We start from the raw sequence: 15,315 nt of genomic DNA on the forward strand, positions 1-15,315 counted from the left end.
GTTTCGGTGGTCATAGCGTTAGGGAAACGCCCGGTTACATTCCGAACCCGGAAGCTAAGCCTTTCAGCGCCGATGGTACTGCAGGGGGGACCCTGTGGGAGAGTAGGACGCCGCCGAACAATCATTACGAGGCCTGGCCTCGGATCTTCGATCCGAGGCCAGGCCTTTTTGTCGTCTGGGGTAGGGTCGGGTGGAATCATCGGCACGTACATACAGGAGGGGCCCCCGGTGGAGGTCCAGGAGACAAGGGTGCAAACGGATCGGATCTTCACGATCCCCAACATCCTGAGTATGGCCCGCCTGGTGGGCGTGCCCGTGTTCCTGTGGCTGATCCTGTGGCCCGAGTTCGGCGGCCCGAAGGCCGACGGCTGGGCCCTCCTGGTGCTTGCGCTGAGCGGCATCAGCGACTATCTCGACGGCAAGCTCGCGCGGCGGTGGAACCAGGTCAGCAATCTCGGCCGGCTCCTCGACCCGGCCGCGGACCGGCTCTTCGTGGTGTCCACCCTGATCGGTCTCACCTGGAGGGACATCCTCCCCTTGTGGCTGCCGTTGCTGCTGTTGGCCAGAGAGGTGATGATGGGGGTAATGCTCCTGATCCTCCGGCGGCACGGATACGGACCGCCGCAGGTGAACTTCGTTGGCAAGGCCGCCACCTTCAACCTGATGTACGCCTTCCCGTTGTTGTTGCTGAGTGACGGCAGCGGATGGCTCGCTACGCTGGCCGCGATTTGCGGATGGGCGTTCGCCGGATGGGGTACAACTCTGTACTGGTGGGCAGGGATCCTCTATGTAGTGCAGGTCCGCAGATTGGTGCGGATGGACGCCAAGGCTGATTGAGCCGCAAGGAGGACTTTTCCGACATGAAGGCCGTCGTGATGGCCGGCGGTGAAGGCACACGCCTTCGCCCTATGACCTCGAGTATGCCCAAGCCCCTGCTGCCGGTTGCGAACCGGCCGATCATGCAGCACGTGCTGACGCTGCTCAAGCGGCACGGTCTCACCGAGACCGTGGTGACCGTGCAGTTCCTCGCCTCCCTTGTCAAGAATTACTTCGGGGACGGTGAAGAACTTGGCATGGAGCTCACCTACGCCAACGAGGAAAAGCCACTCGGGACAGCCGGGAGTGTGAAGAACGCCGAAGAGGCGCTCAAGGACGATTCCTTCCTTGTGATTTCGGGCGACGCCCTCACCGACTTCGACCTCACCGAGCTCATCGAATTCCACAAGGAGAAGGGCGCACTCGTCACCGTATGCCTGACGCGGGTGCCCAACCCGCTGGAGTTCGGCATCACGATCGTGGATGACGAGGGCAAGGTCGAACGCTTCCTGGAGAAGCCGACCTGGGGCCAGGTCTTCTCCGACACCGTCAATACGGGTATCTACGTCATGGAGCCCGAGGTCTTCGACTATGTGGCCGCCGACACCTCCGTCGACTGGTCGAGCGATGTCTTCCCGCAGTTGATGAAGGAAGGCAAGCCGGTCTACGGCTTCATCGCCGAGGGCTACTGGGAAGACGTCGGCACGCACGAGAGCTACATCAAGGCGCAGGCCGACGTCCTCGAGGGCAAGGTCGACGTCGACCTCGACGGCTTCGAGATCTCGCCGGGCGTCTGGGTCGCCGAAGGTGCCGAGGTCAGCCCCGACGCCGTCCTGCGCGGGCCCCTGTACATCGGGGACTACGCGAAGGTCGAGGCCGGCGCGGAGATCCGCGAGCACACGGTCATCGGCTCCAACGTGGTCATCAAGTCCGGCGCGTTCCTGCACAAGGCCGTGATCCACGACAACGTGTACGTGGGCCAGGGAACGAACCTGCGCGGCTGCGTGGTGGGCAAGAACACCGACATCATGCGGGCCGCCCGGATCGACGACGGTGCGGTGATCGGCGACGAGTGCCTGATCGGCGAGGAGTCGATCATCGCGGGCAACGTCCGCGTCTATCCGTTCAAGACCATCGAGGCCGGCGCGTTCGTCAACACGTCGGTCATCTGGGAGTCGCGAGGCCAGGCGAATCTGTTCGGCGCCCGCGGTGTCTCGGGAATCCTGAACGTGGAGATCACCCCGGAACTCGTCGTGCGGCTGGCCGGCGCCTACGCCACCACCCTCAAGAAGGGGTCCACGGTCACCACGGCCCGAGACCACTCGCGTGGCGCGCGAGCGCTGAAGCGCGCGGTGATCTCGGCCCTGCAGACCAGTGCCATCGACGTCCGGGACCTGGAGAACGTCCCGCTGCCGGTGGCCAGGCAGCAGACGGCGCGCGGCAGCGCCGGCGGCATCATGATCCGCACCACCCCCGGCACTCCGGACTCCGTCGACATCATGTTCTTCGACGAACGCGGCGCGGACCTGTCGGCCGGCGGGCAGCGCAAGCTGGACCGGGTCTTCGCCCGCCAGGAGTACCGGCGCGCCTTCCCCGGTGAGATCGGCGACCTGCGCTTCCCGTCGAGCGTCTTCGACTCCTACACCGGCTCGCTGCTGCGGGAGATCGACACCTCCGGCGTCGCGGAATCCGGGATCAAGGTCGTCGTGGACGCGGCGAACGGCAGCGCCGGCCTGGTGCTGCCGAGCCTGCTCGGACGGTTGGGCGTCGACGCCTTCACCATCAACCCCGGGCTGAACGAGGCCCGGCCGACGGAGACCGCGGAGGAGCGCCGGTCCGGGCTGGTGCGGCTGGGCGAGATCGTCGCCTCGGCGCGCGCGGCCTTCGGCGTGCGGTTCGACCCGGTCGGTGAGCGGCTGTCCCTGGTGGACGAGCGCGGCAAGATCGTCGAGGACGACCGGGCGCTGCTGGTGATGCTGGACCTGGTCGCGGCCGAGCGGCGCAGCGGACGGGTGGGACTGCCGGTCACCACGACGCGTATCGCCGAGCAGGTGGCGGCGTACCACGGCACGCAGGTGGCGTGGACGACGACGTCGCCCGACGACCTCACGCGGGTCGGCCGGGAGGAGAGCACGATCTTCGGCGGAGACGGCCGGGGCGGCTTCATCATTCCGGAGTTCAGCAGCGTCTTCGACGGGTCTGCGGCCTTCGTGCGGCTGATCGGCCTGGTGGCGCGCACGCAGCTCACCCTCAGCCAGATCGACGCCCGGATTCCGCGCGCCCATGTGCTGCGGCGTGATGTGGCGACGCCGTGGGCGGTCAAGGGGCTCGTGATGCGGAGCGTGGTCGAGGCCGCCGGTGACCGGTCGGTGGACACCACCGACGGTGTCCGGGTCGTGGAGACCGACGGCCGCTGGGTGATGGTCCTGCCCGACCCCGCGGAAGCGGTCACCCATCTGTGGGCGGAAGGTCCGGACGACGCCTCCGCGCAGGCGCTGCTCGACGAGTGGTCCACGATCGTGGAGGGCGCGGGTCGCTGATTCCGGGCACGAACGGCGCGCCGTAAGGGGGCCGTTCGAGTGGAGCGGTCCCGACGTGCAACGATGTGCGGCATGCCGCAGCAGCACCAGGATGGGAGCAGCCCCAGCCCGAAGGCCCCGCCACGGCGCCCCGACGCCTCGATGTCGCTGCTGACCAACGTCATGGATCACAGCCTTGACGACGGCTACGCGGAGGCGGCGGAGCGTCGTGGCGTGGTGGGCAGCTCACGGCTGCCCACCACGCTGCGGGCGAAGCTGGGGCTGGCCCTGGGGCTGGTACTGGCCGCCCTGGTCGTCACGCTCGGGGCCGCGCAGGCGAACGTCGCGGCGCCCACGCTGGCGCTGGAGCGCCAGAAGCTGATCGAGCGCATCCAGAGCGGGACGGGTTCCGCGGACGGTCTGCAGAAGACCGTGGACCGGCTGCGTGACGAGGTCGACGCGAAGCAGCGCGCTGCCCTGGGCGACCAGGGCGGCGGCAGTACCGCCCTGGTGGCGCTGGAGGCGGGCGCCACGCCCGTCAAGGGTCCGGGGGTGAAGCTGGTCGTCGACGACGCCAAGGAGGCGTCGACGGGGAACGGCGGCGGGCCCCGCGAGAGCAACGGTTTCTCCGACACCGGGCGCGTGCGCGACCGTGACATGCAGCGGGTCGTCAACGGGCTGTGGGCGTCGGGGGCCGAGGCGATCTCGGTCAACGACCAGCGCTTGACGGCGCTGTCGGCGATTCGCGCCGCCGGTGACGCCATACTGGTCGACAACAAGCCGCTGGCGCCTCCGTACACGGTGCTGGCGATCGGGGACGGGCAGCGGCTGAGCACGGCCTTCCAGGAGAGTGCGGACGGGCAGTATCTGCACGTACTCCAGCAGAGTTACGGGATCCGCACGAGCATCACCGCGGAGGACGAGGTGCGGTTGCCGGCCGCCCCCAGCCTGATCGTGCGCTATGCCAAGCCGGTGCCCGGCAACACGAAGGCGAACGCCGCCGAAAACGCTGTCGGAAACGCCATCGAATCAGGGAAGGGTACGAAGTGATCGCCGTACTGGGCCTCGTCGTGGGAGTCGTGGTCGGACTCGTGGTCCGCCCCGTCGTGCCGACAGTGGTCGAGCCCTATCTCCCGATCGCCGTGGTCGCCGCGCTCGACGCCGTCTTCGGCGGTCTGCGGGCGATGCTCGACGGGATCTTCGACGACAAGGTGTTCGTCGTCTCCTTCCTCTCCAACGTGGTGGTGGCCGCGCTGATCGTGTTCCTCGGCGACAAGCTCGGCGTCGGCGCGCAGTTGTCCACGGGCGTGGTCGTGGTCCTGGGCATCCGCATCTTCTCCAACGCGGCCGCCATCCGCCGCCACGTCTTCCGGGCGTGAGCGCCGTATGAGCGACGAAGAACTCCCCGAGCGCCCCACGCCGCCCGAGCCCCCCGCGACGCCCGGGAACCCTGCGACGCCGGAGCCCGCCGAGGGCCCGGGGCACTCCGCTGCCCCCGGGCCGGACGACGTGCCCCCACCCGGGAAGACCCTGCCGCCCGAGGAGCCCGCCGCCGCTCCGGCGCCGGAGCCGGCCGGCAGGCAGGCGTCCGGCGAGACGGGCCGCCAGCGGCTGCTGGCGGGGCTGTGGCCGCCGCGGATGTCCCGGGCGCAGCTGATCGTCGCCCTGCTGCTGTTCGTGCTGGGTCTGGGCCTGGCCATCCAGGTGCGCTCCACCAGCGACAGCGGGGCCCTGCGGGGCGCCCGCCAGGAGGACCTGGTGCGCATCCTGACCGAGCTGGACAACCGCACGCAGCGGCTGCAGGACGAGAAGCGGCGGCTGGAGACGCAGCGCTCCGAGCTGGAGACCAGCTCCAACCAGGCCGCGGAGGCCCGCAAGCAGACCGAGCAGAAGGCGCAGCAGCTCGGTGTGCTCGCCGGTACGGTCGCCGCGCAGGGCCCGGGCATCAACCTGACGATCGCGGATCCCAAGGGCGGCCTGGAGGCTGACAAGCTGCTGGACACCCTGCAGGAGCTGCGGGCGGCCGGGGCCGAGGCGATCCAGATCAACGATGTCCGGGTCGTGGCCGACACGTACTTCACCCAGGGTTCCGACGGGGTCGAGATCGACGGCCACAAAGTCGTCCAGCCCTACCGGTTCAAGGTCATCGGAAATCCGCAGGACCTGGAGCCCGCGCTCAACATTCCCGGCGGAGTGGTGCAGACTTTGAAGAAGGAGCAGGCCACGGCGGAGGTCGTCCGGTCTGAGAAGATCGTCGTGGACGCCTTGCGGCCATCGAAGCAGCCTGACTACGCTCGGTCGTCATCGCAGTGACGCAGGGGGTCGGCACATGCTCGGGGTGGTCCGTGTTGGAAACTGTGTGTAGCGAGGGTTCGTCCTGCCCCACGGGCGGGTCTGTTTCGGTCAAGGGGAATCGCCCGTGAAGTTGTTTGGGAAGTTGTTCGGCAAGAGCGCGCGGCAGGCCAAGCAGGCCGGTGATCCCGCTACCGCGCGTCATCGCGCCCCGCGCCACGGGCAGGAGGACGGCCCCGCGGAGGAGCGGCCGCTGTTCCGCAATGAGCCCGTCGGGGGACGTGGCGACATTTCGGGCGGACAAGGTGTGGCGTCTGTTGACCCTGCCACGTCCGGCCGCATAGGTTTCGGGGAACCATCAACCTCAAGTACGGGTGGAGGGTTCCCCTCCAGCGCGTACGCGTCGAACGTCCCCGCGGGTGATCCGCGGCAGGAGGCTCAGTCCATGACGGCCTTGCCGGTATGCACGAGGTGCGGGCACACCAATGCGGAGGCGAGCCGCTTCTGCTCCAACTGTGGCGCGCCGCTGCGCGCCGGGGTTCCGTCAGAACGGCCGTCGGAAACCACGTCCACGATCTCGATCTCGGGGCTGGAGGCCTACGAGGCCGAGGCGACAGGTCAGACGATGACGCCGTCGCTGTCCCCGGAGGCCCAGGCGGCCGTGGACGCGCTGCCGATCGGTTCCGCCCTGCTGGTGGTGCGCCGCGGCCCGAACTCGGGCAGCCGCTTCCTCCTGGACGGCGAACTGACGACGGCCGGCCGTCACCCGCAGAGCGACATCTTCCTCGACGACGTCACCGTCTCGCGCCGCCACGTGGAGTTCCGCCGGGCGGGCGACGGCGGATTCACGGTCTCGGACGTGGGCAGCCTCAACGGTACGTACGTCAACCGGGAGCGGATCGACGCCGTCTCCCTGGCCAACGGCGACGAGGTCCAGATCGGCAAGTACCGCCTGGTCTTCTACGCGAGCCAGCGGGGCATCTGACCTCTGGGTCCGGGGGGACCCCAAGACTCCGTCCGGGGGAATCCCCAAGGCTTCGTTCCCGGGGACCTCTACGAACCGCGTTCGGCGGAACCCCGCGAACTTCGTCCGGGGGTTCCGCCGGCTCCCCCGGACTCCGTCCGGGGCCCCCACAGGGAAGGTCCATGCTCAGAACACCGTCAGGCGGGGCCGGAACGGGCACCGTCACCGCGGATGGCCGGCTGCTCAGCATCGGGGCCGTGCTCACCCACCTGCAGGACGAGTTCCCCGAGGTCACCATCTCCAAGATCCGTTTCCTGGAGGCGGAGGGCCTGGTGGAGCCCCAGCGCACTCCTTCGGGCTATCGGAAGTTCGCGATGCGCGATGTGGAGCGGCTGGGCCACGTCCTGCGGATGCAGCGGGACCACTACCTGCCGCTGCGCGTGATCCGGGAGCACCTGGACGCGCTCGACCGCGGCGAGCAGATCCCGCTGCCCGGGCCGGGCGAAGCACGGGAGCTCGCGGACGACTCGGCCGGCTGCGAGGGCACCGGCGAGCTGCGGATCGGCCGGGAGGCCCTGCTGGCCGCCACCGGGGCCCAGCCCGGCGATCTCGAGCAGTGGGAGTCCTACGGCCTGGTGGAAGCCGGGCGCGACGGCGGTTACGACGCCGAATCGGTGAACATCGGGAAGCTGATCGTCGACATGGGCCGCTTCGGGCTCGAACCGCGCCATCTGCGCGCGGTGAAGGCCGCCGCCGACCGGGAGGTCGGCCTGGTGGAGCAGGTGGTCGCCCCGCTGCGGCGGCACCGCAACCCGCAGACCCGGACGCATGCCGAGACGACCGCCCGGGAACTGGCGGCTCTGTCGGTCCGTCTGCACGCCGCCATGGTCCAGTCCGCCCTTCGCCTGCGACTCTTCTGAGAAGCTGCGCGATACCTGTCAAGTCCGCCGTGCGGGATGCCCGACTACCCAAACCGGCCGGGCACGTCCTAGGGTTGCTGTGTGAACGAGCTCGACGTCGTGGGTGTCCGGGTCGAAATGCCCTCCAATCAACCGATCGTGCTCCTGCGAGAAGTAGGAGGCGACCGGTACCTACCCATCTGGATCGGGCCAGGAGAAGCCACGGCCATCGCTTTCGCGCAGCAGGGCATGACGCCTGCTCGCCCGCTGACCCATGATTTGTTCAAGGATGTGCTCGAAGCGGTGGGGCAGACGCTCACCGAGGTGCGCATCACGGACCTGCGGGAAGGTGTTTTCTACGCCGAGCTGGTCTTCGCCAGCGGCGTCGAGGTCAGCGCCCGCCCCTCCGACGCCATAGCGCTGGCCCTGCGCACCGGGACGCCGATCTACGGCAGTGACGGCGTGCTGGACGACGCCGGGATCGCCATCCCGGACGAGCAGGAGGACGAGGTCGAGAAGTTCCGCGAATTCCTGGACCAGATCTCGCCGGAGGACTTCGGCACGAGCAACCAGTAACGGGTTTTTGGCCCATTCGGCTAGCCGTTCCCCGTTCGGGGACACGCGAAACCACTCTCGGGGTTGATATCACTCGGCGTGCCGAGTGTGGCGATCGTTGACGCACCCCGAGTGACTGCCTACCGTCGAGATGGAAAGTCCCGTTGGCACGTGCACGTGCCAATCGGGACGCGAAGGGACGGAGGGCGGCGTGAGAAGCACCGGCGACGGTATGGCCACGGGCGGCCCGTATCCCACCCGCGGGGCCTTGGCCCGGCAGCCCGAACCGGCCGGCGGCGCGACGGCCGGCGCGGCCGAGCCCGAGACCGAGACGGTGGGGTACCGGGGGCCGACGGCGTGCGCGGCGACCGGCATCACCTACCGCCAGCTGGACTACTGGGCGCGCACCGGCCTGGTCGAGCCGAGCGTCCGGGCGTCCTACGGATCGGGGGCGCAGCGCCTCTACGGCTTCCGGGACGTGGTGGTCCTCAAAATCGTCAAGCGGCTCCTGGACACCGGGGTCTCCCTCCAGAACATCCGCACCGCCGTACGCCACCTGCGCACCACCGCACCCGCCGAACTCACCCGGATGACCCTGATGAGCGACGGCGCCACCGTGTATGAGTGCACGTCGCCCGACGAGGTTGTCGACCTGCTCCAGGGCGGTCAGGGCGTCTTCGGGATCGCCGTGGGAGTGGTGTGGCGGGACGTGGAGAGCTCCCTGTCGCAGTTGCACGGCGAGCGGGTGGACACCGGCGAGACACTGGCCGGCCACAACCCCTCGGACGAGCTGGCGCGGCGCAGGAACCGCGTGGGGTGAGCCGTTCGCCGTACGTCCGTACGGTGGATGTCAGTGCCGTGCGGGAGCATCGGTGACGTGAGAACCGCTCCGACCATCCTGCACCTGGACATGGACGCGTTCTACGCCGCGGTGGAACAGGCCTCCAAGCCCAGCCTGCGGGGCAAGCCGGTCGTGGTCGGCGGCCTCGGGCCACGCGGCGTCGTCGCGACCGCGTCCTACGAGGCGCGCGTGCACGGCATCCATTCCGCGATGGCGATGGCGCACGCACGGCGCCTCGCCCCCAACGCCGCGTACCTCATCCCCCGCTTCGAGCTGTACCGGCGGGTCAGTGAGACGGTGATGGGGATCCTCGGGGAGCTGTCGCCCCTGGTGGAGCCGCTCAGCCTGGACGAGGCCTTCGTGGACCTGGAGGCGGGCGGGACGGCCGAGACCCCCCGCGAGGTGGCGGAGCGGGTACGGGCGCGCATCAGGACCGCCACGGGGCTGACGGCCTCGGTGGGCCTCGCGGGCTCCAAGCTGCTGGCCAAGATCGCCTCCGAGCAGGGCAAGCCGAACGGGCTGATGGTGGTCGAGCCCGGCACCGAGCGGGAACTGCTCGACCCCATGCCCGTCCGGGTCCTGCCGGGCGTCGGGCCCGCCACCGGCGAGCACCTGCGCCGCGCCGGGATCGGCACGGTCGGGGAGGTGGCGCTGGCCGGGGAGTCCGAGCTGGTGCAGCTGCTGGGCAAGTCGCACGGCGTCTCGATCTACGCCATGGCCCTGGGCCTGGACAGCCGGCCCGTGGTCGCGGACCGCGACGCGAAGTCCGTCTCGGTGGAGGACACCTTCGACGTGGACCTCACCGACCGGGTCCGGGTGCGTTCCGAGCTGGACCGGCTGGCGGACCGCTGCGTGCGGCGGCTGCGGGAGGCCGGGCGGTCGGGACGGACGGTGGTGATCAAGGTGCGGAGCTACGACTTCAGCACGCTGACCCGGTCCGAGACCCTGCGGGCGCCCACGGACGACCCCGGAGTGGTGCGGGAGACCGCGCGGCGGCTGCTGGAGGGCGTCGACACGGCCAACGGCGTCCGGCTGCTGGGGGTGGGTGTCACCGGGCTCGCCGACTTCACCCAGGAGGACTTGTTCGCCCAGGCGGCCGAGCTTGAAGCGGAGCAGGTGGCGGAGGCCGCCGCGGTGCGGGCGGCGGAGGAGCTCGCGGAGCGGGAGGCGGCGGATCCGGACACCCTGCCGGCGCCGGCGGTGCCGCCCGCGCGGGCCGTGCGCTGGATGCCGGGGCAGGACGTCCGGCACGCGGAATTCGGCGCCGGGTGGGTGCAGGGCAGTGGCGTGGGGCGGGTGACCGTGCGTTTCGAGCAGCCGACGGACAGCGTGCCGGGGCGGGTGCGGACGTTCGCGGTGGAGGATCCGGAACTGGAAGCGGCCGACGCGCTGCCGCTGGTGCCGTGACCGGCCGCGGGTCAGTCCTCGCCGGCCAGCCGGCCGAAGTCGTGGTCGCCGGCGCCGGAGGTCTCGGATCCCGCGGACGGCACGTCCATGCCGTAGTGGTGGTAGAGCTGGATCTCCTGCTCGGGGGAGAGGTGGCGGCCCACGCCGAAGTCGGGGGCATCCTTGATGAGGGCCTTGGGGAAGGGCACCCACAGCTGCCCGTCCACCACCTTGCTGGGCTCCAGCGGTACGAACGCGTCACGGCTGAAGAGCCCGGTGCGCACCGCGGCCCACTCGGGCTCGCCGGTGGCGTCGTCGAGGTACACCTCGTCGACCGTGCCGATCTTCGCTCCGTCGCTGTCCAGGGCCCTGCGGCCGATCAGGCTGCGCGGATCAATATCGGTCTGCAACGGTCCCTCCAACAGATCGGTGCTCCTCGCCTAGACCAACCAAAGGCCACATTGGGGGCGGTGTCGACTCGAGGGATCCACGAGGAATCCGCCCCCATGCCCGCTGGTAGGCTGAATGGCGGCTGCAGACCCCATGCGGGAGAGTCCTCCGAGATCGTGTCGGGGGCGCCGAAGGAGCAAATCCTCCCCGGAATCTCTCAGGCAACCGGTACCGCATGGATGAGGTCACTCTGGAAAGCAGAGTGGGCGCCGGGCATGACTCATGCCCGGGGCGTGCTCTCACCGACGGTGAAAGTCGTGCTTCAGGCAGCACGGTGAAGCTCTCAGGTTGTGATGACAGAGGGGGAGGCCGTTCGGGTGCCCGCGCCGCGGCACCCCTCGCAGGTCGTGTCAGACCAGGAGGCCTCCGTAGATGACTGCCCACCGCATCCCCCTCACCGAGCTCGAGAGCGGCATCCCGTTCGAACAGCGCCACATCGGCCCCGACGCCGGTGCCCAGGCCAAGATGCTGGCTCACGTCGGTTACGGCTCCTTGGACGAACTCACGGCCGCCGCCGTGCCGGACACCATCAAGAGCGTCGAGGCGCTGCGGCTGCCCGCGGGACGCACCGAGGCCGCGGTACTGGCCGAGCTGCGTGATCTCGCGGACCGCAACCAGGTGCTCGCGCCGATGATTGGTTTGGGCTATTACGGGACATTCACCCCGCCCGTTACCCTGCGCAACGTGATGGAGAACCCGTCCTGGTACACGGCCTACACGCCGTACCAGCCGGAGATCTCGCAGGGCCGGCTCGAGGCGCTGCTGAACTTCCAGACGGTGGTCGCCGACCTCACCGGGCTGCCGACATCGGGAGCCTCGCTCCTGGACGAGGGCACCGCCGCCGCGGAGGCCATGTCGCTGGCCCGCCGGGTCGGCAAGGTGAAGCAGGGCGTCTTCCTGGTCGACGCCGACTGCTTCCCGCAGACCGTCGCGGTGATCGAGACCCGCGCCGAGCCGACCGGCGTCGAGGTCGTGGTCGCGGACCTGACCGACGGCATCCCGGACGAGGTGGCCGAGCGCGGCGTCTTCGGTGTGCTCCTGCAGTACCCCGGCGCCTCCGGCGCGGTGCGTGACCTCAAGCCGGTCATCGAGCGGGCGCACGAGCTGGGCGCGATCGTGACGGTCTCCGCCGACCTGCTCGCCCTGACACTGCTCACCTCGCCCGGCGAGCTCGGCGCGGACATCGCGGTGGGCACCACCCAGCGCTTCGGTGTCCCGATGGCCTTCGGCGGCCCGCACGCCGGCTACATGGCCGTCCGGGAGAAGTTCGCCCGCAGCCTGCCCGGCCGCCTCGTCGGCGTCTCCGTCGACGCCGACGGCAACAAGGCGTACCGGCTGGCGCTGCAGACCCGCGAGCAGCACATCCGCCGCGAGAAGGCCACCAGCAACATCTGCACCGCCCAGGTGCTGCTCGCCGTCATGGCGGGCATGTACGCGGTGTACCACGGCCCGGACGGCCTGGCCCAGATCGCCCGGCGCACCCACCGCTACGCCGCGATCCTGGCGGAGGGCCTGCGGGCCGGCGGCGTCGAGGTCGTGCACGGCGGGTACTTCGACACCGTGACCGCCAGGGTGCCCGGCCGCGCCGCCGAGGTCGCCGCCGCGGCCCGCGCCGCGGGCGTCAACCTGTGGGAGCGGGACGCCGACCTGCTCGGCATCTCCTGCGACGAGACCACCGGCCGCGAGCAGCTGGCCGCGGTCTGGGGCGCCTTCGGTGTGGCCGGTGATGTCGAGGCGCTCGACGCCGCCGTCCCGGACGCGCTGCCCGGCGGCCTGCTGCGCCGCGACGCGTACCTGGCGCACCCGGTCTTCCACCAGCACCGTTCCGAGACCGCGATGCTGCGCTACCTGCGCCGGCTCTCGGACCGCGACTACGCGCTCGACCGCGGCATGATCCCGCTGGGCTCCTGCACGATGAAGCTCAACGCTACCACCGAGATGGAACCGGTCACCTGGCCGGAGTTCGCCGCGCTGCACCCCTTCGCGCCGGTGGAACAGGCGGAGGGCTACCTCACGCTGATCCACCAGCTGGAGGATCAGCTCGCCGAGGTGACCGGCTACGACACGGTCAGCATCCAGCCCAACGCCGGATCGCAGGGCGAGCTGGCCGGGCTGCTCGCGGTGCGCGCCTACCACCGCTCCAACGGCGACACGCAGCGCACGGTGTGCCTCATCCCGTCCTCCGCGCACGGCACCAACGCGGCGAGCGCCGTGATGGCCGGTATGAAGGTCGTCGTGGTCAGGACCCGCGACGACGGCGACGTGGACGTCGAGGACCTGCACGCCAAGATCGACCTGCACCGGGCCGAGCTGGCCGTCCTGATGGTCACCTACCCGTCCACCCACGGGGTGTTCGAGGACAACATCACCGACATCTGTGCGACGGTGCACGAGGCCGGCGGCCAGGTGTACGTGGACGGCGCCAACCTCAACGCCCTGGTCGGCCTGGCCAGGCCCGGCAAGTTCGGCGCGGACGTCTCGCACCTGAACCTGCACAAGACCTTCTGTATCCCGCACGGCGGCGGCGGTCCCGGTGTCGGCCCGGTCGCGGTCCGCGCGCACCTCGCCCCGTTCCTGCCCAACCACCCGCTGCAGCCGACCGCGGGGCCCGCCACGGGCGTCGGCCCGATCTCCGCGGCGCCGTGGGGCTCGGCCGGCATACTGCCGATCTCCTGGGCGTATGTGCGCCTGATGGGCGGCGAGGGGCTGCGGCACGCGACCCAGGTCGCGGTGCTCGGTGCGAACTACGTGGCCAAGCGGCTGGAGCCGCACTACCCGGTGCTCTACACGGGCCCGAACGGCCTGGTCGCGCACGAGTGCATCATCGATCTGCGGCCGTTGACCAAGGAGACGGGCGTCTCGGTGGACGACATCGCCAAGCGCCTGATCGACTACGGCTTCCACGCGCCGACGATGTCGTTCCCGGTGGCCGGCACGCTGATGATCGAGCCGACGGAGAGCGAGGACCTGGCGGAGCTGGACCGGTTCTGCGAGGCGATGATCGCCATTCGCCGGGAGGTCGACAAGGTCGGCTCAGGTCAGTGGCCGGTGGAGGACAACCCGCTGCGCAACGCGCCGCACACCGCGGCTTCGCTGGGCGGGGAGTGGAACCGGCCCTACACCCGTGACGAGGCGGTGTTCCCGGCCGGCGTGTCGGCCGCGGACAAGTACTGGCCTCCGGTACGGCGCATCGACGGCGCCTTCGGAGACCGGAACCTCGTGTGCTCGTGCCCGCCGCTCGACGAGTACGACGCGTAGTCCCCGTGTCGAGGCCGTCCTACTGACTGACGGCCGCCGATACTGTCCGGGCCCCGCTGATGTCGGCGGGGTCCGGCGGTTTCAGGCTGCCGTGGCGATCTGTTCGGTGCCCAGCGGCCGGTGCGGAGCGATGATCTGCCCGTCGGGCAGCAGCTCGCCGGTGTCCTCGAAGAGCAGGACGCCGTTGCACAGCAGGCTCCAGCCCTGCTCCGGGTGGTGGGCCACGATGAGCGCGGCCTCCCGGTCGGAACACTCGGCGGTGGGGCACTGCGGCTGGTGCTGGCACATGGAAGGTGTCTTTCGCTGCGGTAGAGGAGTCGTACGGCTCGTTCGGTCGGATACCTGGTTCATAACCGCCCCCGTTCTTCGGTCGGTCCCAGTGTTGCTCTACGACGCGGAATCCGCAGGGATTTCGCTTGAGCTGTCCTTGATAGGTGAGGACGCGTCACCCGACCGGGCGGTTGCCCTCACAGCGCGTGTCTTTTCGGGTGGTACCGCATGACCGATCCGGGTCAGGCCGTCACGGTACGCACAGGACAACGCCCCCGTGACCTTTGGGTCACGGGGGCGTTCTGGGGCCTGCCGTCGAAGGGGTGCCTGCCCGGCGCTGTCCGACAATCCGTCAGACGGCCGACTCCAGCAGGGGCGTGGGCGCCAGGCGCAGGGTGAGGACCGGTACCAGATCGGTCAGCCGGTGCAGCCGGTGGGCGGCGATGCCCGGCGGCGCCGGCGCGAGGGGCACCAGAAGGTCGGCCGCGGCGGGCTGGGCGGAGCCCGCCTCGGCCGAGATGTCGCTGTGGAGCCAGAGCGCCAGCATGTACAGCCCGGGAACGGACAGCAGATGCGGCTGGTAGGCGGTGGAGAGGGCTTCCGCCTGCCGCAGGGCGCGTTCGGTGGAGGCCAGGTAGGGGCCTTCCGAGAAGTGGGAGAACGCCCACCCGTCCGGGGTGCGTACCGTCTCGCCCGCCGCCGCCACGCGGTCGCCGGCGCGGATGTGGAACCGCCAGCCGGTGAGCCGGGCGCGCGGCAGCCCGCGGCCCGGGGCGGCGGGCTCGAAGACATGGACGGGCAGCGGGTGCTCGGGGATGAGCGGGCCCTCGGCCGCGCGCAGCGCCGGCGTACGCGCCTCAAGAACAGCGGTTGGCGAACTGAGTGCGGCGAGGACACTCCGAAGTGCGGGCGCGGGTACGGGGGGTACGTGCAGCGGCATGATGGGTTGCCTCTCAGTCGGAGACACGGTGGTGCGAGCGGGTCCGGACGTCACTGTCGGCGGAGCGGTGAGGGGGTTCCTGCGAAGGCACGTCCGGTGGATCACGGAGTCTCTGCCCTGTGGGC

14 protein-coding genes, 1 rRNA gene and 1 riboswitch are annotated in these 15,315 nt (G+C 70.1%); of the genes, 12 read left to right on the forward strand and 3 right to left on the reverse strand.

Annotated elements, in window-relative coordinates:
• The first annotated feature begins 2 nt into the window (after positions 1-2).
• The 11 genes from rrf (at position 3) to O3X23_RS32110 (ending at position 10,293) form a co-directional block, all read left to right on the forward strand.
• Positions 3-119 (forward strand): 5S ribosomal RNA (rrf, locus tag O3X23_RS32060).
• A 109-nt stretch (positions 120-228) separates the two neighbouring features.
• Entirely contained in the window at positions 229-837 is a 609-nt protein-coding gene (locus O3X23_RS32065) for a CDP-alcohol phosphatidyltransferase family protein (protein WP_269275783.1), read from the forward strand.
• 23 nt (positions 838-860) lie between these two features.
• Positions 861-3,356: a mannose-1-phosphate guanyltransferase gene (locus O3X23_RS32070; RefSeq protein ID WP_269275785.1), complete on the forward strand. Its 2,496-nt coding sequence runs from the start codon at positions 861-863 to the stop codon at positions 3,354-3,356.
• Positions 3,357-3,419: 63 nt separating this feature from the next.
• On the forward strand, positions 3,420-4,385 hold the full coding sequence (locus O3X23_RS32075) for a DUF881 domain-containing protein (protein ID WP_269275787.1): 966 nt from the start codon (positions 3,420-3,422) through the stop codon (positions 4,383-4,385).
• Positions 4,382-4,714 carry a small basic family protein gene (locus O3X23_RS32080; RefSeq protein WP_030364457.1) on the forward strand — a complete coding sequence of 111 codons (333 nt, stop codon included), beginning with the start codon at positions 4,382-4,384 and terminating at the stop codon, positions 4,712-4,714. Before O3X23_RS32075 ends, O3X23_RS32080 begins: the two co-directional genes overlap by 4 nt.
• Positions 4,715-4,721: 7 nt before the next feature.
• Positions 4,722-5,648, forward strand: a complete 927-nt coding sequence (locus tag O3X23_RS32085; protein WP_269275792.1) for a DUF881 domain-containing protein — start codon at positions 4,722-4,724, stop codon at positions 5,646-5,648.
• A gap of 64 nt (positions 5,649-5,712) precedes the next feature.
• Positions 5,713-6,612 (forward strand): FHA domain-containing protein, encoded by a 900-nt coding sequence (locus O3X23_RS32090; protein ID WP_269275947.1) that lies wholly within the window; start codon positions 5,713-5,715, stop codon positions 6,610-6,612.
• A gap of 161 nt (positions 6,613-6,773) precedes the next feature.
• Positions 6,774-7,511 (forward strand): transcriptional regulator FtsR, encoded by a 738-nt coding sequence (gene ftsR / locus O3X23_RS32095; RefSeq protein ID WP_269275794.1) that lies wholly within the window; start codon positions 6,774-6,776, stop codon positions 7,509-7,511.
• Positions 7,512-7,592: 81 nt separating this feature from the next.
• Positions 7,593-8,066 (forward strand): bifunctional nuclease family protein, encoded by a 474-nt coding sequence (locus O3X23_RS32100; RefSeq protein ID WP_031518684.1) that lies wholly within the window; start codon positions 7,593-7,595, stop codon positions 8,064-8,066.
• Between the two features lie 190 nt (positions 8,067-8,256).
• Positions 8,257-8,865, forward strand: a complete 609-nt coding sequence (locus O3X23_RS32105) for a MerR family transcriptional regulator (protein ID WP_269275797.1) — start codon at positions 8,257-8,259, stop codon at positions 8,863-8,865.
• A gap of 57 nt (positions 8,866-8,922) precedes the next feature.
• Positions 8,923-10,293 (forward strand): DNA polymerase IV, encoded by a 1,371-nt coding sequence (locus O3X23_RS32110; RefSeq protein WP_269275799.1) that lies wholly within the window; start codon positions 8,923-8,925, stop codon positions 10,291-10,293.
• Positions 10,294-10,304: 11 nt separating this feature from the next.
• Here the strand turns inward: O3X23_RS32110 and O3X23_RS32115 are convergent, their stop codons facing one another.
• Positions 10,305-10,682 (reverse strand): PRC-barrel domain-containing protein, encoded by a 378-nt coding sequence (locus O3X23_RS32115; protein WP_269275801.1) that lies wholly within the window; start codon positions 10,680-10,682, stop codon positions 10,305-10,307.
• 126 nt (positions 10,683-10,808) lie between these two features.
• Positions 10,809-10,906: riboswitch (glycine riboswitch) on the forward strand.
• A gap of 188 nt (positions 10,907-11,094) precedes the next feature.
• Here O3X23_RS32115 and gcvP point away from each other — a divergent pair.
• Complete coding sequence (gene gcvP / locus O3X23_RS32120) at positions 11,095-13,980, forward strand: aminomethyl-transferring glycine dehydrogenase (RefSeq protein ID WP_269275803.1); 2,886 nt, start codon at positions 11,095-11,097, stop codon at positions 13,978-13,980.
• Between the two features lie 81 nt (positions 13,981-14,061).
• Here gcvP and O3X23_RS32125 read toward each other — a convergent pair whose 3' ends face one another.
• Positions 14,062-14,268 (reverse strand): DUF5999 family protein, encoded by a 207-nt coding sequence (locus O3X23_RS32125; RefSeq protein WP_250974685.1) that lies wholly within the window; start codon positions 14,266-14,268, stop codon positions 14,062-14,064.
• Positions 14,269-14,602: 334 nt separating this feature from the next.
• A complete protein-coding gene (locus O3X23_RS32130) occupies positions 14,603-15,190 on the reverse strand; it encodes a hypothetical protein (protein ID WP_269275807.1) in 588 nt (195 codons plus the stop codon).
• Positions 15,191-15,315: the final 125 nt, after the last annotated feature.

Origin of the sequence: Streptomyces sp. H39-S7, assembly GCF_027158205.1 — a bacterium.
Lineage (GTDB): Bacteria > Actinomycetota > Actinomycetes > Streptomycetales > Streptomycetaceae > Actinacidiphila.